17 protein-coding genes are annotated in these 18,210 nt (G+C 69.4%); 8 read left to right on the top strand and 9 right to left on the bottom strand.

Going from position 1 to position 18,210, the window contains the following annotated elements; translation table 11 throughout:
• Position 1 precedes the first annotated feature (1 nt).
• Entirely contained in the window at positions 2–1,399 is a 1,398-nt protein-coding gene (locus DTA15_RS28370; RefSeq protein ID WP_006490611.1) for a hypothetical protein, read from the top strand.
• Positions 1,400–1,621: 222 nt separating this feature from the next.
• Here DTA15_RS28370 and DTA15_RS28375 read toward each other — a convergent pair whose 3' ends face one another.
• Positions 1,622–1,957 (bottom strand): hypothetical protein, encoded by a 336-nt coding sequence (locus DTA15_RS28375; protein WP_012492516.1) that lies wholly within the window; start codon positions 1,955–1,957, stop codon positions 1,622–1,624.
• A 273-nt stretch (positions 1,958–2,230) separates the two neighbouring features.
• The gene (locus tag DTA15_RS28380; RefSeq protein WP_006490517.1) at positions 2,231–2,977 is read right to left on the bottom strand and encodes a MipA/OmpV family protein; all 747 of its coding nucleotides are present in this window, start codon (positions 2,975–2,977) and stop codon (positions 2,231–2,233) included.
• A gap of 242 nt (positions 2,978–3,219) precedes the next feature.
• Between DTA15_RS28380 and DTA15_RS28385 the strand changes: the two genes are divergently transcribed.
• Positions 3,220–3,945, top strand: coding sequence for a response regulator (locus DTA15_RS28385; RefSeq protein WP_006490542.1), 726 nt, complete (start codon positions 3,220–3,222; stop codon positions 3,943–3,945).
• Positions 3,946–5,337 carry an ATP-binding protein gene (locus DTA15_RS28390; RefSeq protein WP_043033206.1) on the top strand — a complete coding sequence of 464 codons (1,392 nt, stop codon included), beginning with the start codon at positions 3,946–3,948 and terminating at the stop codon, positions 5,335–5,337.
• A gap of 46 nt (positions 5,338–5,383) precedes the next feature.
• Here DTA15_RS28390 and DTA15_RS28395 read toward each other — a convergent pair whose 3' ends face one another.
• The 6 genes from DTA15_RS28395 to DTA15_RS28420 form a co-directional block, all read right to left on the bottom strand.
• Positions 5,384–6,424, bottom strand: a complete 1,041-nt coding sequence (locus tag DTA15_RS28395) for a FecCD family ABC transporter permease (protein ID WP_006490591.1) — start codon at positions 6,422–6,424, stop codon at positions 5,384–5,386.
• Positions 6,421–7,401: an ABC transporter substrate-binding protein gene (locus DTA15_RS28400; RefSeq protein ID WP_006492108.1), complete on the bottom strand. Its 981-nt coding sequence runs from the start codon at positions 7,399–7,401 to the stop codon at positions 6,421–6,423. The genes DTA15_RS28395 and DTA15_RS28400 overlap by 4 nt, the downstream gene beginning before the upstream one ends.
• Positions 7,402–7,406: 5 nt before the next feature.
• Positions 7,407–8,183, bottom strand: a complete 777-nt coding sequence (locus DTA15_RS28405) for an ABC transporter ATP-binding protein (protein WP_006490619.1) — start codon at positions 8,181–8,183, stop codon at positions 7,407–7,409.
• A 20-nt stretch (positions 8,184–8,203) separates the two neighbouring features.
• Positions 8,204–10,294 carry a TonB-dependent receptor gene (locus DTA15_RS28410; RefSeq protein ID WP_034178414.1) on the bottom strand — a complete coding sequence of 697 codons (2,091 nt, stop codon included), beginning with the start codon at positions 10,292–10,294 and terminating at the stop codon, positions 8,204–8,206.
• A gap of 258 nt (positions 10,295–10,552) precedes the next feature.
• Complete coding sequence (locus DTA15_RS28415; protein ID WP_006490525.1) at positions 10,553–11,461, bottom strand: SphA family protein; 909 nt, start codon at positions 11,459–11,461, stop codon at positions 10,553–10,555.
• Between the two features lie 161 nt (positions 11,462–11,622).
• Positions 11,623–12,546 (bottom strand): LysR family transcriptional regulator, encoded by a 924-nt coding sequence (locus DTA15_RS28420; protein WP_006490514.1) that lies wholly within the window; start codon positions 12,544–12,546, stop codon positions 11,623–11,625.
• 119 nt (positions 12,547–12,665) lie between these two features.
• Between DTA15_RS28420 and DTA15_RS28425 the strand changes: the two genes are divergently transcribed.
• Genes DTA15_RS28425 through DTA15_RS28445 form a run of 5 tightly spaced genes read left to right on the top strand, consistent with a single transcriptional unit; the run spans position 12,666 to position 17,712 of the window.
• The gene (locus DTA15_RS28425) at positions 12,666–13,547 is read left to right on the top strand and encodes an intradiol ring-cleavage dioxygenase (RefSeq protein ID WP_006490560.1); all 882 of its coding nucleotides are present in this window, start codon (positions 12,666–12,668) and stop codon (positions 13,545–13,547) included.
• Positions 13,544–13,846, top strand: coding sequence for a Dabb family protein (locus tag DTA15_RS28430; protein ID WP_006492128.1), 303 nt, complete (start codon positions 13,544–13,546; stop codon positions 13,844–13,846). Before DTA15_RS28425 ends, DTA15_RS28430 begins: the two co-directional genes overlap by 4 nt.
• A gap of 7 nt (positions 13,847–13,853) precedes the next feature.
• Entirely contained in the window at positions 13,854–14,921 is a 1,068-nt protein-coding gene (locus DTA15_RS28435; RefSeq protein ID WP_006490547.1) for a maleylacetate reductase, read from the top strand.
• A 36-nt stretch (positions 14,922–14,957) separates the two neighbouring features.
• The gene (gene mhpA / locus DTA15_RS28440; RefSeq protein WP_227743226.1) at positions 14,958–16,631 is read left to right on the top strand and encodes a bifunctional 3-(3-hydroxy-phenyl)propionate/3-hydroxycinnamic acid hydroxylase MhpA; all 1,674 of its coding nucleotides are present in this window, start codon (positions 14,958–14,960) and stop codon (positions 16,629–16,631) included.
• A 13-nt stretch (positions 16,632–16,644) separates the two neighbouring features.
• Positions 16,645–17,712 (top strand): alpha/beta hydrolase, encoded by a 1,068-nt coding sequence (locus tag DTA15_RS28445; RefSeq protein ID WP_006490585.1) that lies wholly within the window; start codon positions 16,645–16,647, stop codon positions 17,710–17,712.
• 25 nt (positions 17,713–17,737) lie between these two features.
• Here DTA15_RS28445 and DTA15_RS28450 read toward each other — a convergent pair whose 3' ends face one another.
• Positions 17,738–18,178 (bottom strand): nuclear transport factor 2 family protein, encoded by a 441-nt coding sequence (locus DTA15_RS28450; RefSeq protein ID WP_006490563.1) that lies wholly within the window; start codon positions 18,176–18,178, stop codon positions 17,738–17,740.
• Positions 18,179–18,210 lie beyond the last annotated feature (32 nt).

The raw sequence follows: 18,210 nt of genomic DNA on the forward strand, positions 1-18,210 counted from the left end.
AATGATCACGCGATTGCGCAAGACGGCATTCGTCGCCGCGCTGTTCGTCGCGGTGTGGATCGCCGTGTTCGTCTGGTGGAAAACGACCCGGCATGCCCCCACCGCCAGGGAGTTGCTGCTGTGCGGGCTCGTGCTGCCGGCGGCCCTCGCCGTCTGCGCGGCATGGCTGCGCCGGGCGCTCGGCCCGCATCCGGCGCTCGCGGCCGTCGCACCGCCGAGTTCGTCCGCATCGACGGACGCCGCTGCCACGCAAGATCCGACGTCGCACACGTGGTCGGCCCTGCTGCTCGACAGCAGCGTGAGGCTGCCGACGGGGGCGACGACCGCAGACATCGATGCGGCGGCCCGGGAAGAGCGTTCCGTCGCGCTTCATCCCGAACTGCAACGCCCGGACGGAACCGGCGTATTCGCAAGCACGGTCGACTCGGTGTCGCTCGACCGGCTCGATACCAGCCTGCTTGCACCCGACGCGCGGGAAACGCTGCAGGACGAGCATTGGCGCGGGCTGCTGCTGGCCGCCGATGCACTCGACGAATTGCGCGAGCGTCATGCCGTGTTGTCCGGCGCGGCCGCCGACGCGCCGCCGCTCAGGCTCCATCTGCTGATGCCGGAGCGCTGGCGACCGGTCGCCGCCACGCTCGCCGCATGGCTCGATGCGCACGCGGCGCGGGAAGCCGTCGCACCGGGCATCGTCCGTGCGCAATTGCGCACGGTCGCCGATCCCGTACAAGCATGGGCGGTCGTCGACGAACTGATCCAGGCGTTGCACCTGCAACCGTCCGGCGAACTGCACGTCGTCCTCGCGTTCGATTCCACCGCCAGTCAGGACGCAGTCGACGCGCTGGATCGCACAGGCCGGCTCTACGGTCGCGATCGGCCGAACGGCATGATGCCCGGTGAAGGCGCATGTGCATTGCTGCTCGGCCATCCCGACACACCGCATGCGATGTCCGTCCCGTCGATCCACCGGCTCGCGGCCGCGCGCCGCGCGGTTTCCGCCGATCACGGCAAGGCCGAAGCGACGACACTCGAACAGTTGCTGGCGGCGACGCGTACGCGCTTGTCGACGTTACGTCCCGACCTGTCGGCACCCGGATTCGTCACCGACGCCGATCAACGCAGCAGTCGCCGCACCGAAGTCGTGACGGTCAGCGAGCAGATCTGGGGCGATGATGCCGCCGAGCGCAGCCGCCACCTCGGGCTCGCCAACGGGGCGGGCGGCGCGGCGCTCGCGCTCGCTGCACTGGCCGTCGCCGCCGATCACGCGACAGAGGAAGGGCAAGCGGTATTGGCGGCATCGGTCAGCGACCCGCTCGCACGTGGCGTGATGCTCGTCACGCCGGCGATGACGGTCGACACCACGGCATCGGTGCCGCAATCCGGAACGGTCGCGGCGTGACATGACGCGCCGGTCAGCGCGGCGCGTCACGCGTCGTGCGAGCCCCGGTCGACGACGGTATCGAGGCGCCTGACCGCCGCGGACACCCATGCCGCTACCCGCGGCGATGAATCGCGACGCGTGCGGCCGACCGATCGGTCGCGCGCGACGTGCATGCCGGCGATAGCCGCGCTCGCGAAAGCGACATCAACCGCAACCGATTTTCGTCGGCGGCTGAATCCGTCACCCTCGCCGCACCCAGATCACTTTCCCGTCGCGAATGCCGAGATTGCGACGCTCCTCCCGGTAATCCATCGTGCCCGGCAACGACTTGCCGTCGCGCTCGAGCACGCGCCACAGGCAGCCGTCGAGCAGCGCGGTCGCATCGGCTTCGGTCTTGCCGACCAGCGCATCGTCGGGCGCGGCATCCGCCTTGCATACCTGCGCGGCGCCCGGCTGCAAAGGGGCCCTGGCCGCGCCGCCGGCGGTGGCGTTGGGGTGTTTCGTGTCCATGTCCGCACATCCTGCAAAGGTTGCGCTCGCAACGAGTGCAACGAGCATCGCGATCGTGTTCTTCATCGGTTTCTCCCTGTCGCGGCCCGGCGGTCCCTGTGCGGCATTCGTGCACGACCGGGCGTCGCATGCGTGATCGGTTCCGCACGCCGCCGGCCGTTTCCTGACGAAGCCGGCCGGCGAATGGCGGCCTTTCGCGACCCGGCCGAGCCGGCTCGGCGCACCTGCGTCGCAGGCCCGGCCTGACGCCGAACCCGCCCGCATGTTACCGCACGCGGTTCGCGGCGACGGCGCGACGCCGAGGGTTCGTGTGCGCGCTGCGCACACCGGGCCATCCGCTCAGAACTTGTACGTCACGCCCGCGATGCCGTAATAGTTGTTGCGCGACTGGACGATCGGGCTGTCGCCCGCGCGACCGAGCAGCCGCGTCACGCCGCCGGTCGCGAGCACCGACCAGTGCCGCGACAGCGACCAGGTCCACGCGACCGCCATCGCGGCGCTGTCGATTCCGCCGCTCACCGAATACGGCCGGAACCGGCTCGTCATCGACTGTGCGTCGGTCACGCCGTAGAAAGTCTGCATGTAGCGTCCCGAGCCCGCGTGCACGGTGCCCGTCACGACGATCTCGTGCTGCGACGTCTTGAGCACCGGTACCGCGAGATCCACGTGCCCCGACACACCGCGCGACGTGTGCGTGACGGGCGTATCGATCGTGACGCTCAGCTCCGCCGTATCGAAAAGCGTCACCCCGGCACGCACGCCGACGAGCACCGAGCCCGGAATCCGGCCCATCCCCTTCAGGTAGTCGGAGCCCGGCAGGTCGAAGCGGTTCTCGTCCGCGCGGCCCGCGTCGTAGCTCACCGCCGCCGACACGAACGCCCCGTGCGGCAGGTTCAGCCGATAACCGGCACCCTCCGTGCTGTCGATGAAGAAGCCGTTGCCGAACGTGGCGGAAAACGACGGCGCAACGACGCCGCGATACTGGTTGCTGCCCGGGTAGCGCGGTGCGAACCCGCCGCCGAGCGACAACGAATACTGGTTTTCCGCGTGAGCGGCGGCGGCGAGGGTCAGGCCGGCGAGCGGCATGCAATAGCGGTAGCGGCGAAGTAATGGGCGCACAATATTGAGATAAGAGTGACGAAGCCCGCAGTCTAGGTGCCGCCCCGCGCCGAGACTGTCCTGAATGTGCGGCGAATCTGTGCTCAATTGTGTTCGATTGTTCGAGATTGTCGCCCCGCTGCCCCGGCCGCCGGTCCGCCGGATAGAATTCGCGTGCCGCGCCGCGCATCGGCCTGCGTGTGAGCTGGCGCGTGCATCCTGAGGAGACCATGAACGAAGTTCCGCTCAAATACCGTGTGCTGCTGATCGAGGACGACGATCGCCTCGCGCAGCTCGTCCGCGAATACCTCGACGGCTATGAATTCGCGGTGACGGTCGTGCGGCGCGGCGACCTCGCCGTCGCGGCGGTGCGCGAGCATCAGCCGGCCCTCGTGATACTCGACCTGATGCTGCCGAATCTCGACGGCATGGAAGTCTGCCGCCGCATCCGCGCGTTCACCAACGTCCCCGTGCTGATCCTGACCGCGCGTGCAGACGTGTACGACCAGGTCGCCGGGCTCGAGACGGGCGCCGACGACTACGTGACGAAGCCGATCGAGCCGCGCGTGCTGGTCGCCCGTGCCCGCGCGCTGTTGCGTCGCGCGCAGCCGGCCGCGGCGGACACGCCCGCAGTCGCGCCCGACGCGCTGGTATTCGGTGAACTCACGATCTCGCCGCCGAACCGCACCGTCACGTGGCGCGGCGAGCCGGTCGAATTGAAGACCGCCGAATTCAACCTGCTGCTGATCCTCGCGCGCGCGGCCGGCACCGTGCTGAGCCGCGACGACATCCTGAAGCAGTTGCGCGGGATCGAATTCGACGGGCTCGACCGCTCGGTCGATTCCGGCATCTCGAAGCTGCGCCGCCGCTTCGAGGATGCGTCGTCGGAGCCGCACAAGATCAAGACGATCTGGGGTCGCGGCTACCTGTTCAGCCCTTCTGCGTGGGACGAATAAATGCTGCGCCCGTTGCTCCGGTTGTACCTCGTCGTGATCCTGTTCGTCGGCGCGTCGATCATCTTCATCCAGTTGTCGTTCGACCGGATCTTCTACGAGCGCGGCGCGCAGGCGCAGCGCGACTCGCTGACGACCTACTCGTTCGTGCTGAACGATTACCTCGAACGCCATCCGGGCGCGCAGCGCGAGCTCGCCTTGCGCGAATTGGCGCTGCACGGCCGCGAAGGATTCGGCTTCATGTCGATGGCCGACGCGCGTGCGCAGCTGAGCGGCGCGCCGCTGCGCGATCTCGATGCCGGCAAAATCGCGATCAGCTACAACGGCAAGGATTACTACATGCCGCTCGCGGACGGCTCGGTGCTGCATGCGCGCCCGATCGAGGCGCCGGACCTCGACATCCGCATCTATGCGTACATGCTGCTCGCGCTCGCGACGCTGTTCGCGGTGGTGCTGTGGATTCACTATCACTGGCGCGACATTCGCCGGCTGCAGGACGCCGCGCGCGCATTCGGCGCCGGTACGCTGTCGACGCGCGTGAAGCTGTCGGGAAAATCGAACATCTACGAGCTGTCGCAGCAGTTCAACGACATGGCCGCGCGCATCGAGGCATCGATCAAGCAGCAGCGTGAAATGATGCACGGCATCTCGCATGAACTGAAAACGCCGCTCGCCCGGCTCGAATTCGGCCTCGCGCTGCTCGCCGATCCCGACGAAACGGGCCGGATGCGCGAGCGTCGCGACGCGCTGCGGCGCGACGTGCGCGAACTCGACGAGCTCGTCACCGAGTTGCTGACGATCGGCCGGCTCGAACAGGGGGCGAGCGAACTCGCGCCGATGGAAGTCGTCGTCGACGCGCTGATCGACAGCGTCGCCGGCAACGTCGCGGACGACATCGCCGATCGCGGCATCGCGCTCGACGTGTCGACGCTCGACGCACCCGCGACCCACGTCTGCGACCCGAAGCTCGTCGCCCGCGCCCTGCTGAACCTGATCCGCAACGGCGCCCGCTATGCGTCGCGCAAGGTATTGCTGGCCGCCACCCGCGACCGGTCCGGCGCCCTCGTGCTGAGCGTCGACGACGACGGCCCCGGCATTCCGGCCGCCGAACGCGCCCGCGTGTTCGAGCCGTTCCAGCGGCTGGACTCGAGCCGCGACCGGCAGACCGGCGGCTTCGGGCTCGGGCTCGGGCTCGGGCTCGTACGGCGCGTCGCGCAGGTACACGGCGGCGACGTGCGGCTCGAGGATTCGCCGCTCGGCGGCGCGCGCTTCGTGATCACGCTCCCCGCGCGTGCGCTGCCGGACCGTCTCTTCGACGTCGCGCAGCCCGTGGAAAGCACGCACGCCGATGCGCGCCGCCGCAGCGGCACGGGCACGGTCGTCCCGCTGCGATGAAACAGGCGGCGGGCGTCCACCCGCCGCTGCCTGCCCGCCCCTTCGCTCAGCGCCGGCGCAACAGCGCGACGAAGAACAGGCTGCCGAACAGTGCGGTCACGATGCCGATCGGCAGATCCTCCGGCGCCGCGAGCGTGCGCGCGGCGACATCGGCCCACACGAGCAGGATCGCGCCGGCCAGCGCGGTGACCGGCAGCAGCCGGCCGTGCTCGGCCCCGACGACGCGACGGCACAGATGCGGCGTCACGAGCCCGACGAAGCCGATCGCGCCGCTCACCGCGACCATCGCGCCCGTCGCGAACGACGCGACGACGAACACCTCGCGCCGCATCCGCGCGCTCGGCACGCCGAGCGACGCGGCGGCGACATCGCCCGACATCAGCGCATTCAGTTCGCGTCGACGCGCATAGAGCGCGCCGCCGGCGAGCACCGCGCACACGGCCGGCACCGGCAGCAGATCCCAGCGCGCGAGCCCGACGCCGCCGAGCATCCAGAACAGCACCGACGACGCGGCGCGCTGGTCGCCGAGATACAGCAGCAGATTGCCGAACGCGGCCATCATGAACGACACCGACACGCCCGCGAGCAGCAGCCGGTCCGATTCGAGCCGGCCGCCGCGGTAAGCGAGCGCGACCACGCAGCCGGTCGCCGCGAGCGCACCCGCGAACGCGGCGACCGACAGCGTGAACGGGCCGAACGCCGCGCCGGCCACCACCGTGACCGCGATCGCGCCGAGCATCGCGCCCGCGCTCACGCCGAGCAGGTGCGGATCGGCCAGGCGGTTCGCGGTCGCCGCCTGCAACGCGACGCCGACCGTCGCCAGCGTCGCGCCGACGAGCGCCGCCAGCAGCGCACGCGGCATCCGGATCAGCCATACGATGCTGTCGTCGCCCGATACCGCCGCGAATGCGTCGGCACCACCGAACGCCGACGCGGCGTGCGCGGCGACGATTCGTACGGCATCCGGCATCGCAATCGACGCCGGACCGAACGCGGCCGACACGACGATCGACACGCCCAGCAGCACGGCCAGCATCGGCAGCACCACGCGCATGCGGGGCCGCGCCACCTGCCCGCGCACGCTCATCGTGCCGCGCCGGCGAATGCGGCCGGATACAGTGCGCGGGCGAGCGTCTCGACGGCCGCGACGTTCTCGGGGCCCGGCGTCGCCGCATCGTACGGAATCACGACGAAGCGCCGGTCGCGAATCGCGGCCACGCGCGCGAGCGCCGGCTGGCTCGACAGGAACTGCTGCTTCTGCGCGGCCGTGACCGCCGAATAGTCGACGATCACGATCACCTGCGGATCGCGCGCGACCACGCTTTCCCAACTCACCTGCGTCCAGCTGCGCGGCAGGTCGTCCATCACGTTGCGCGCGCCCGCCGCGGCGAGCAGCGCGGTCGGCATCGCGAGCCCGCCCGCCGTCATCGGCTTGTCGGTGCCGCTGTCGTACACGAACACGCGCAGCGGCGCCGGGCGCCCGATCGCGCGCGACACCGCCGCAAGCCGCGCGCGCATTCCGGCGACGACCTGCGCGGCGCGCGCATCGACGCCGAAGATACGGCCGAGATTGTTCAGGTCGCGGAACACGTCGTCGAACGACGCGGCCGACTGCTTCATCACGTGCGAACACGATTCGGTCAGTTCGTACGTGCGAATGCCGAACGGCGCGAGCGTCGCGGGCGTGACCGGCCCGCCGACGTGCATTCCGTAGTTCCAGCCCGCGAGATAGAAGTCGGCGCGCGCGGCGGCCAGCACTTCCAGCGACGGATACTGGCTCGCCAGTTCGGGCACGCCCCGCAACGCGTCACGCACGCGCGCGGTGCCCGTCTTCCAGCCGCCGATGCCCGTATAGCCGACGAGTCGATCCTTCAGGCCGAGCACGAGCATCATCTCGGTCAGGTTCACGTCGTTGCTCACCGCGCGCGTCGGCGCACGCTCGAACGTCACGTCGCGATCGCAACTGCGCACGGTCACGGGATAGGCCCCCGCATGACCGGCCGCGCAGCCGAGCACGGCAGCGGCAACCAGCCGGCGGGAGATGGAGGACAAGGCAGCAAGCATGGCGGTCATTCCGGATGAAGCGGCGTGATGCGCGGCCGGCCCGTGACGGGGTGGCGATCGACGAGCGCGGCGACGCCGAACACGTCGCGCAGCAGCGCTTCGGTCAGCACGTCGTCCGGCGCGCCGGACGCGACGACGCGGCCATGCGCGAGCACATGGAGCCGGTCGCAGTACGCGGCCGCGAGATTGAGGTCATGAATCGTCGCGAGCGTCGCGATGCCGAGGCGGCGCACGCGCGCGAGCAGTTCGAGCTGATGACGCAGGTCGAGATGGTTGGTCGGTTCGTCGAGCAACAGCAGTTCGGGCTGCTGCGCGAGCGCGCGGGCCAGCAGCGCGCGCTGCTTCTCGCCGCCCGACAGCGACGCGAAACGTTGCGCGCGACGCTCGACGAGACCGACATCGTGCAGCGCGGCGTCGACGATCCGGCGATCGTCGGCCGACTCCGCATCGAACGGCCGCTTGTGCGGCGTGCGGCCCATGCCGACCAGTTCGTCGACCGTCAGCCCGAAATCGTCCGGCGTTTCCTGCTGCAGCACCGCGATGCGCTGCGCGACCGCACGCGGCCGCATGCGCCACACGTCCTGCGTGTCGAGCGCGACGCGGCCGGCGTCGGGCCGCGCGTAGCGGAACACGCAGCGCAGCAGGCTCGTCTTGCCGCTGCCGTTCGGGCCGACCAGCCCGACGAACTCGCCGTCGGCGACCGTCAGCGTCACCGCATCGAGGACGTCGGGCGCGCCGCCGGGCGACCAGCGCACGCGTTCGATGTCGAGCATGTGGGTCATGGAGCGCATGTCGTGCCGCTTCAGAAGCGCATCGTCGCGACGAGCTCCGCCGAGCGCGACGGGCCGAGCAGCCATTGCTCGCCGCCGTTCGACGTCGTCACCGCGTACGTGCGGTTCGCGAGATTGCGCAGATACAGCGCGAGTTCGGTGCGCGACGTCGGCTGCCAGCGCAGCGACGCATCGAACACCGTATACGACGGCACCTGCACGCGATTCGCGTCGTCGCCGTAGGTCGCGCCGACGTAACGCACGCCCGCGTTCGCTTGCCAGCGCTCGGCGAACGCCCAGCCGACCCACAGGTTCGCGGTCTGCTGCGGCACGCCGGACGGCACGTTGCCGGCCCGCGACACCGTCGCGCCGCCGACCGTCTGGTTGAATGCGTCGTAGCGCGCACGCAGCAGCGCGACGTTCGCATCGATCGTCCAGCCGTGCGGCAGCCGCGCGCCGCCGGTCAGCTCGACGCCGCGCGACGACTGCCGGCCGACCTGCTGGCGCAGCGCCGGATTGAACGGGTCGGTGCTGAGCAGGTTGCGCTTCGTGATGTCGTACACCGCGACCGTCCAGTACGCGCGACCGTCGAGCAGCGTCTGCTTGAGCCCGGCTTCCCACTGTGCGCCGGTCGCAAGCCGGTCGTTCATCTGCGACGCGGACAGCGTCACGAGCGAGCCGACGCCCTCCGCGCCCGTCGTGTACTGCGCATACGCGCTGAACATCGGCGCGATGTCGAACACGAAACCGGTGCGCCAGCCGATGTTCGCGAACCGCTTGTCGAAGCCCGCGCCGGTCGCCGCCTGCTCGCGGCTGAACGCGATGTGGTCGTAGCGCAGGCCGCTCACCCACGCGAGCCGCGGCAGCACCTCGAGCCGGTTCTCCGCGAATACCGCGGCCTGCCGCGCGCGCGTGCTGAACTGCGGCACGGTCGGGTCGGGGCTCGTGAAGACGCCGGGATCGAAGCCGTGCACGGGTACCGTCGTTTCGCCGCCGTACGGCGAATTGTTGGTACCGCTGAACGTGGTCTGGCTGAATTCCGTGCCGACGACGAAACGGTTCGCCCGGCCGAACAGCATCCCGTCGAAGCGTGCGCTGAGCCGGTCGCCGATCTGCCGCTGGTGGTGACCGATGTCGAGATAGTCGCCGCGCGTGACGCGCGCGGTCGCCGAGTCGAGCACGTAGGATTCGGCGTTGCGCCAGTGGCGGTTGGACGTCAGATAGTAAAGCTGGTTGTCGATCGTCACGCCGGCCGTGGGCCGGTAGCTGGCCGACAGGCGCGTCCATTGGTCGTAGTAGGAAATCGTCGCGTCGCCGACCGTGTAGTTCAGCTTGCGCAGCGACGGATCGAGCACGCCGTTCGGCGCGGGCACGCCATAGTACGTCGCCGGCATCTGGCGCCCGTAGTCGTAGTCGAGCGTCAGCGTGAGCCGCGGGCTCACGTCGAATGTCAGCGCGCCGCCGATCGCCGTCGTATGCGTATCGGCCCGCTCGGCGAGACCGTTCGCGCGCGCATCGCTCGCGTAAAAGCGGTACGACAGCCGCGGGCCGAGCGCGCCCGTCGTATCGAACGCGAAGCGCTTCGCGCCGTCCGGACCGACGCCGACCTGCAGCGTCGTCTCGCGCGTGCGCTGCGGCCGCTTCGGCACCACGTTCACGCCCCCGCCGATCGCCCCTTCGCCGTACAGCACCGATGCCGGGCCGCGCAGCACCTCGATGCGCGCGACCGACCACGTGTCGAACGGAAACGTGATCGTGCCGGCCGCCGGCATCAGCCGCACGCCGTCGAGCAACGTCATCACCGACTCCTGTCCGCTGAAGCCGCGCACGCTCAGCGCGGTGCCGCCGGTGCCCGGCGCGATTGCGCTCGCAAAGCCGGCCGTGCGCGTGACCGCGTCGAGCACCGTGCGATCGCCGCGCGCCTCGATCGTATCGGCCGTGACGGTTTCGACGCTCGCGGGCGTGTCGAGGCTCGCGAGCCCGAGCCGCGAGCCCGTTTCGAGCGGTTGCGTCAGCGGGTCGGCCGACGCGGACGATGCGGTGACGTTGATCGCCGGCAGCGCGTGCCGGTCGTCCGGTGCCGAGGCGGCGGCGTCGGCGGCCAGCGCGCCGGTGGTGGCCATCGCGCAGCCCAGCAAGGTCGTGCAACTGCGTGCCGCGCGTGCGCGCCAGGCGCCCGTGTTCCGGCGCGGCGCGGCATGGCGCCGCTCCCCGCGCGCCGGGGTATGTCCGGTTCTCGTCACGTCGTATCGATCTTCGTTGGTGTCGTCGCACGCGGCCGGCCCGGCAACCCGGCCGGCCGGCGACGAAAACGTCAGATGATACAATATATCAACTTGATCCGTCAGGGTTTCGACAGCCTGGGTTCCCGCCCCGCGCGTCTACAGCGGGAAACTGAACTGCACCCACAGCTTGTCGCCCTGCGGCCGGTTGCGCACCGCGAACTCGTGCTGGTACTTCACGACCACGCCCGACGCCGGCCCCCACATGACGCGCAGTTGCGGACCGATCGCGACCGTTTGCCCGCGAAAGCCGTCCGCGCCGACCTTCACGCCGTCCTGCGTATCGTCCGTGAACTGCTTCAGGAACGTGCCCTGCACGCCGACCTGCACGCGCCGGTCGAGCGAATAGCCGATCAGGTAGTCGAGCACGGCGAGCGCGCCCGAGTGATAGCGCGTCGCGTGGTTCGGCGAATTCAGCTCCAGCAGCGTGGTCGTCGAAATCTCCCAGTCGCGGCCCGGAAACCACGTCGTGCTGAGATACGGCAGGAACGCATAGGTGTTCAGCCCCGGGTTCGCGATCCGGTTCACCGCATACGCGCCGGTCGGCACCGCGAACGACGGCGAGAAGAAGGCGAAGAACGTCTGCGACGCATTCGCGTAGTCGATCATGAACGGCTCGAGGATCACGTCGCCCAGCGACGTGCGGTTGCCGGTGCCGCCCGGCGTCGACAGATGCAGGCGCACGATCGGCACGATCGCGCTGCTCGACAACGAGAACGGCCCGAGCGTCGCGCCCCAGGTGTGGACGACCCGCGGCGTCTCGGCGACCACGCTCAGGTGAAATCCCGGCACCGCGCCGCCGCCGTCCGGTCCGGCAAAGCGGTTCGCCGTGTAGTAAAGCGAATAGTTGAAGTACTGCGTGTGGCCGGGCGGCGGCAGCAGACCGTTCAGCACCGTGTTGACGCCGAACGGATAGCTGATCTGCCCGCTCTCGGCAGCCGACGCCGGAACGTGCACGGCTCCCGCGATCAGGAGTGCCAACGGCACCCTTCGCAATGCGTATTTCATGTCGTCTCCAGACCGATTGTTATCGTGTAATCGCGAGCCGGACACCGCCGGCCCGGGGAGACGCAATGTAAAACGCACGACAGCGGCGAAAAAGACGACGATCGGGAGAACAGTTCTCCGTCACACGGAGAAATGCGCGACGGCGCGGCGCCCGCGGGTACTCAGCGGCCGACTTCCTTCCATTTGCGCGCGAGTCCGAGTCGTTCGAAACGCTCGATCAGGAACTCGGTGAAGACGCGGATCTTCGCCGGCTGGTGTCGGCGGCTCTGGTACGCGATGTTGACGGTGAGCGCGGGCAGTTGCCAGTCGGTCAGCACCGGCACCAGCTTCCCGGCGACGATATCGTCGTGAATGATGTAAAGCGGCTGGATCAGGATGCCGAGCCCGGCGAGCGCCGCCGCGCGGATCACCTGCCCTTCGTTCGCATCGAGCACGCTCTTGATCGTGACCGACTGCTTCTTCGCACCATGGCGGAAATGCAGCACGTATGGATCGTTCGCGAGGTTGTAGACGAGCAGCCGGTGATCGCCCAGCGCATCGGGCGTCGCCGGCGCGCCGTGCTTCGCCAGATACCCGGGCGACGCGGCCAGCACGCGCCGTGTCTCGGCGAGCTTGCGCACGGTGATGCCCGAATCCGCTTCGTGTTCGCGCGTGCGGATCGCCACGTCGATGCCGGCCTCGATGAAATCCGGGTAACGGTTCGCCGCGACGATCTGCACGTTCAGGTTCGGGTAGCGCCGGTGAAATTCGGGCAGCGCGGGCGCGATGTAGATCGACGCGAACGACACCGACGCGGTCACGCGCAGCGTACCGGCCGGAATGACGCTCGCTTCGTTGACGGCCGCGTCCGCTTCCGACAGCTCGTTGAGGATCGCGACACAACGCCGGTGGTACTCGTGCCCGGCGTCGGTCAGCCACAGCCGGCGCGTGGTCCGCTCGACGAGCCGCGCGCCCAGCCGCTCTTCCAGCGCGTTCAGGCAGCGGCTCGCCGCCGCGCTCGACATGCCGAGCCGCTCGGCAGCCTTCGACAGGCTGCCGAGCTCCGCCACCTGTACGAAAAACTCGATCTGCGTCCACTTGTCCATGCGTTCGATTCTTCCACCTGGCGGAGAACAAAACTCCTCCAAACCCACTTTTTTACGATTCGGGGAGGAATTAATGTTACGTCAACGCGCCATCGAACGACATCAGGAGACAAACCCCAATGCGCAATCTCAACGAAGACACCATCACGCAGGCCGTGATCGCGTCGCTCTCCGGCTGTCGCGACGAGCGGCTGCGCACGGTGATGACGAGCCTCGTCCAGCACCTGCATTCGTTCGCCCGCGAAACGAAGCTCACCGAGGCCGAGTGGCAGGCCGCGATCGGCTTCCTGACGGCCGTCGGCCGCATCACCGACGACAAGCGCCAGGAGTTCATCCTGTTGTCCGACGTGCTCGGGCTGTCGACGCTCGTGACCGCGCAGAACCATGCAAAGCCGGCCGGCTGCACGGAGGCGACCGTGTTCGGGCCGTTCTACGTCGACGGCAGCCCCGAATTCGGGATGTTCGACGACATCGCGAACGGCGCATGCGGCGAGCCGTGCTTCGTGTCGGGCCAGGTACGCGGCATCGACGGCACGCCGGTCGCGCATGCGTCGCTGGAAGTGTGGCAAGCCGACGAGGACGGCCACTACGACGTGCAGTTGCCTGGCGACGACGGGTCGGTCACGCATCGCGCGCGCGGCCGGCTGCGCAGCGGCGCCGACGGCCGCTATGCGTTCCGCTCGATCCTCGCCGAGCCGTATCCGATTCCGCACGACGGCCCCGTCGGCGCGATGCTCGATGCGCTCGGCCGCCATCCGTGGCGCCCCGCCCACCTGCATTTCATGATCGAAGCGCGCGGCTACGAAACGCTGATCACGCACGTGTTCCGCGACGGCGACCGCTATCTCGACTCCGATGCGGTGTTCGGCGTGCGTTCGACGCTGGTCGCCGACTGGGTCCGGCATGCGCCCGGCATCGCGCCCGACGGCTCGCGCATGGACACGCCGTTCTACACGCTCGACTACGACTTCGTGCTCAATCGCGCGGAGCGTGCCGCATGATCCGGCACGTCGTGATGTGGAAGGTTGCCGGCGCAACCGACCACGAACGCAGCGTCGCGCGCACCACCGTGAAGACGGCCTTCGAAAGCTTGCGCGGCCGGATTCCGGGCATGACGCACCTCGAGATCGGCGCGGATTTCAGCGCGGCCGATTACGCATGCGACCTGATCCTCGTCGCCGAATTCGAGTCGCGCGAAGCGCTCGACGGCTATGCGACGCATCCCGAACACGCCCGCGTGCGCGACGCGCTGACCGGACTGCGCATCGCGCGCCACCAGGTCGACTACGCAACGGAGTAACGAGCACATGGACTTCCTCTACCAGGCGCGCGCCGCCCGCGTGATCTTCGGCGCGGGCAGCCTCGCGCATCTCGAACGCGAAGTGCCGGCACTCGGCGCGCAGCGCGCGATCGTGCTGTGCACGCCGGAGCAGCGCGACCTCGCCGAGCGCATCGTCGAGCGGCTCGGTGCGCGCGCCGCCGGGCTGTACGACCGCGCGACGATGCACGTGCCGATCGAGATCGCCCGCGATGCGCAGGCGTTCGCCCGCTCCCGCGACGCCGATTGCGCGGTCGCGATCGGCGGCGGCTCGACGATCGGCCTCGGCAAGGCCATCGCGCTCGAAAGCGGCCTGCCGATCCTCGCGATCCCGACGACCTACGCCGGCAGCGAAATGACGCCAATCTACGGTCTCACCGAAGGCGGCGTGAAGCGTACGGGCAACGACGCGCGCGTGCTGCCGAAGACGGTGATCTACGATCCCGCGCTCACGGTCACGCTGCCGGTCGAACTGTCGGTGACGAGCGGCCTCAACGCGATCGCGCATGCGGCGGAAGGGCTCTACGCGAACAACGCGAATCCGGTCATGAGCCTCGTGGCCGAGGAAGGCATTCGCGCGCTGGCGCGCGGCCTGCCCGGCGTGCGGCGCGACCCGGCCGATCTCGACGCGCGTGGCCAGGCGCTCTACGGCGCGTGGCTGTGCGGGATGGTGCTCGGCAACGTCGGCATGGCGCTGCACCACAAGCTCTGCCATACGCTCGGCGGCAGCTTCGATCTGCCGCACGCACCGACCCACACGGTCGTGCTGCCGCATGCGCTCGCATACAACGCGGCGCACGCGCCGGACGCGATGCAGCGGATCGCCCGCGCGATCGGCACGGACGACGCCGCGCGCGGCCTCTACGCGCTGGCACGCGACAACGGCGCGCCGATCTCGTTGAAGGCGATCGGCATGCGGGAAGCCGACCTCGACCGCGCCGCCGACCTCGCGGCCGCGAATCCGTACTGGAACCCGCGCCCGATCGAACGCGACGGCCTGCGCGCGCTGCTGCAGGATGCGTTCGACGGCAACCTGCCCGGCTCGACGCTACGCTGAGCGCGAACACACGACAAACCAACAAACGAAACCGTCATGGAGACAACCCGCATGCATACCGAATCGAGCGCGCACGGCGAGCGCACCGTCGAACCCTGTGACGTCGCGATCGTCGGCTACGGCCCGACCGGCCTCGTCGCCGCATCGATGCTCGGCCGCGCCGGCCATCGCGTGATCGTCCTCGAACGCTGGCCGACGCCGTACGGCCTGCCGCGCCTCACGCACATCGACGGCGAAACCGCGCGGATCGTGCAGGCCAGCGCCGACGTCGATCACGCGCTGCGCAACGCGAAGGCGGTCGACACCTACCACTACCGCGACGCGAACGGCGACCTGCTGCTCGAACTGAACTGGACCGGCCGCGCGTGCGGCTATCCCGCGCACATCTCGATCTACCAGCCCGATATCGAGGATGCGATCGATGCACGCGCGAGCACGTTCCGCAACGTGACGATCCTGCGCGGCTGGGAAGTCGACACGCTGCAACAGGACGACGACGGCGTGACGCTCACCGCGCATCCGTGGCGCGGCGGCCAGGACGCGCAATGGACCGGCCAGCCGCGCACGATCCGCGCACGCTACCTGATCGGCGCGGACGGCGCGAACAGCTTCGTGCGCCGCACGCTCGGCATCGAGCGGTCCGATTTCGGCTACAACGAGCGCTGGCTCAATCTCGACTCGGAGAACAAGCGCGATCTCGGCGATGGCTGCGCGCGCACGACGATCTACTGCGACCCGGCCCGCGCGTACATGCACATGCCGATCGGCACGAAGCGCACGCGTTTCGAGCTGCGCGTGCTGCCGAACGAATCGACGGCCGACTGGGAAACCGAAGCGGCCGGCTGGAAGTGGCTCGACGATCACTACGGTTACGGGCCGGACGACCTGACACTGCTTCGCCACGTCGTCTACACGTTCGAAACGCGCATGGCCGAACGCTGGCGCGCCGGCCGCGTGCTGCTCGCCGGCGACGCCGCGCACACGATGATGCCGTACATGGGACAAGGCGCGTGCTCCGGCATGCGCGACGGCATCAACCTCGCATGGAAGCTGGATCTCGTGCTGACCGGGCGCGCGCATGCCGACCTGCTCGACACCTACGAAGCCGAGCGCCGCCCGCACGTGAGCGCGATCACGCAGATGTCGCTGTTCCTCGGGCAGGTCGTCAACGAGGACGATCCGCGCAAGGTCGCCGAGCGCGACGCGGCGTTCCGCTCCGGCGCCATGCCGCCGATGCCGCCGTTCCCGAAGCTCGAGCACGGCATCGTGCACGCCGAAGCCGACGGTACGCTGCTGCCGACGACCGGCGCGCCGGCGCCGCAAGGGCGCGTCCGCCGCGGCGCGGCCGAAGGCCGCTTCGACGACGTGGTCGGCCAGGGTTTTCAGCTCGTCACGCGCGAGCATCCCGCCCGCCATCTCGACGACGCGCAGCGCGCGTTCCTCGCGCAACTCGGTTGCCACGTTGCCGTGCTGGCCGATGACGTATGCGCGCCGGATGCGGTGATCGACATCGACGGCGAACAGCACGCGTTCCTGCAGGCGCACGGCATCGCCGCGTACATCAAGCGGCCCGATTTCATCGTGTTCGGTTCGGTGGCCGACCTGCGCGGCCTCGGCGCACTCGTCGATGCGCTGCGCGACACGCTGCACTGGTCGCCCCGTTCCACCACGCCGGCCGCGGTGTCGGCCCCAACCGCCCATGTTTCGTGAAGGAGACGCACGCATGACGACCGAACTGTCACCGTTCGCGCTGTCGCTGCAACGCGCGATGCCCGTCACGCGCCTGCTCGATTGCGGAATGGACTACGCGGACGCCGTGGCGCTGCACGCACGCACGTCGGCCGGCGAACCATGGGACGTCGCGGCCGAAGCGCTGGCCGACGCGCAGCTCGCGCGCGCCACCCAGGCGGCGGACGCCGGCCACCTCGTCACGGCCGCCGACGCGCAGGCGATGGCCATCGCCGCCCTGTTGTTCGCGCAGATGGCGTTCAACCACGACGTGCCGCGCAAGCGCGCGCTGTATGCGCGGCTCGTCGACGCGTCGTACGGCCTCGCGCGCTGGTCCGACAAACGGATCGAACGCGTCGAAGTGCCGTTCGGCGATGCGCGCCTGATCGGCTGGCTGGTTCATCCGCCGACGGAGCCCATCCGCGGCACCGTGATCGTGTTCGGCGGCCAGAGCGGCTGGGGCTTCGCGTACTGGCCGATCGCCCGCGCGCTCGCCGCGCGCGGCGTCGCGACGCTGCTTGCCGAAGGGCCCGGCCAGGGCGAGACGCGGCTCGAACAGCGGGTCTTCGTCGACGTCGACATGACCGCCGCATACCGGCGCTTCGTCGATCACGTCGCCGAACGCGTGCCCGGGCCGATCGGTATCTGGGGGAACAGCATCGGCGGATTGTGGGCGGCGTCGACCGCCGCATCCGACACACGGATCGCGGCCTGTTGCGTAAACGGCGCGCTCGCGGCACCCACGCTGCTGCCGTTCCGCACGTTCGTCGAACAGGCGGCGGCGATGCTCGGCAACGACGATCCCGAGGCGGTGTCGGCGAACTTCGCGCGCATGCGTTTTTCGTCCGAACGCGACCGCATCGCATGCCCGCTGCTGGTGCTGCATGGCGGCGCGGACCCGCTGATCCGGCTCGACGATCAGCAGCCGTTTCTCGATGCGGCGACGTCCGGTGACGCGACGCTCAGGGTCTGGCCGGACGGCGAGCATACGATCTACAACCACGCGTCCGAGCGCACCGCGTTCGCGTGCGACTGGTTCGTCGAGCGGCTCGCGCGGGCGTGACGACATGCGGCAGCCGCCGCACCGCTCAACCGCCGGTCTTGAATGCCGGCAACTGCTGCCCGAGCCGCGCGCCCATTTCCGCGCCGAGCGCCTGCAGCGCATTGAACGGCCGGACCATGACCTCGAATTCGACGATCCGGCCGTCGTCGTCGAAGCGGATCATGTCGATCCCCTTCAGCGCCTTGTCGCCGACGGTCGCACCGAACTCCAGCACGACGCTCTTGCCGTCGTCGGTCACGAACTGGCGGTGATACGTGAAGTTGTCGAGGATCGTGATCACCGTGCGCAGCGCCATCAGCAACGCGGGCGCCGGCCCGTACGGCTTGAATGCCATCGGCGAACGGAACACGGCGTCCGGATGGACGATCGATTCCAGCGCGCCGAAATCCTTGCGCTCGACCATCGCGTGCCACGCGTCGAGCGATTTCGCGACGGCGGGATGAACATTCAGCGGCGGGTGCGTCATCGCAGTCTCCAGTAACGTTGTTGGACGGGGGA

Origin of the sequence: Burkholderia cenocepacia (assembly GCF_900446215.1) — a bacterium.
Classification (GTDB): Bacteria; Pseudomonadota; Gammaproteobacteria; order Burkholderiales; family Burkholderiaceae; genus Burkholderia; species Burkholderia cenocepacia.

Excerpts from the sequence above, each read along its gene's own strand:
- DTA15_RS28370 (WP_006490611.1), top strand. The coding sequence starts at position 2 with ATGATCACGCGATTGCGCAAGACGGCATTCGTCGCCGCGCTGTTCGTC.
- DTA15_RS28375 (WP_012492516.1), bottom strand. The coding sequence starts at position 1,957 with ATGAAGAACACGATCGCGATGCTCGTTGCACTCGTTGCGAGCGCAACC.
- DTA15_RS28380 (WP_006490517.1), bottom strand. The coding sequence starts at position 2,977 with ATGCCGCTCGCCGGCCTGACCCTCGCCGCCGCCGCTCACGCGGAAAAC.
- DTA15_RS28385 (WP_006490542.1), top strand. The coding sequence starts at position 3,220 with ATGAACGAAGTTCCGCTCAAATACCGTGTGCTGCTGATCGAGGACGAC.
- DTA15_RS28390 (WP_043033206.1), top strand. The coding sequence starts at position 3,946 with ATGCTGCGCCCGTTGCTCCGGTTGTACCTCGTCGTGATCCTGTTCGTC.
- DTA15_RS28395 (WP_006490591.1), bottom strand. The coding sequence starts at position 6,424 with ATGAGCGTGCGCGGGCAGGTGGCGCGGCCCCGCATGCGCGTGGTGCTG.
- DTA15_RS28400 (WP_006492108.1), bottom strand. The coding sequence starts at position 7,401 with ATGCTTGCTGCCTTGTCCTCCATCTCCCGCCGGCTGGTTGCCGCTGCC.
- DTA15_RS28405 (WP_006490619.1), bottom strand. The coding sequence starts at position 8,183 with ATGACCCACATGCTCGACATCGAACGCGTGCGCTGGTCGCCCGGCGGC.
- DTA15_RS28410 (WP_034178414.1), bottom strand. The coding sequence starts at position 10,294 with ATGGCCACCACCGGCGCGCTGGCCGCCGACGCCGCCGCCTCGGCACCG.
- DTA15_RS28415 (WP_006490525.1), bottom strand. The coding sequence starts at position 11,461 with ATGAAATACGCATTGCGAAGGGTGCCGTTGGCACTCCTGATCGCGGGA.
- DTA15_RS28420 (WP_006490514.1), bottom strand. The coding sequence starts at position 12,546 with ATGGACAAGTGGACGCAGATCGAGTTTTTCGTACAGGTGGCGGAGCTC.
- DTA15_RS28425 (WP_006490560.1), top strand. The coding sequence starts at position 12,666 with ATGCGCAATCTCAACGAAGACACCATCACGCAGGCCGTGATCGCGTCG.
- DTA15_RS28430 (WP_006492128.1), top strand. The coding sequence starts at position 13,544 with ATGATCCGGCACGTCGTGATGTGGAAGGTTGCCGGCGCAACCGACCAC.
- DTA15_RS28435 (WP_006490547.1), top strand. The coding sequence starts at position 13,854 with ATGGACTTCCTCTACCAGGCGCGCGCCGCCCGCGTGATCTTCGGCGCG.
- mhpA (WP_227743226.1), top strand. The coding sequence starts at position 14,958 with ATGGAGACAACCCGCATGCATACCGAATCGAGCGCGCACGGCGAGCGC.
- DTA15_RS28445 (WP_006490585.1), top strand. The coding sequence starts at position 16,645 with ATGACGACCGAACTGTCACCGTTCGCGCTGTCGCTGCAACGCGCGATG.
- DTA15_RS28450 (WP_006490563.1), bottom strand. The coding sequence starts at position 18,178 with ATGACGCACCCGCCGCTGAATGTTCATCCCGCCGTCGCGAAATCGCTC.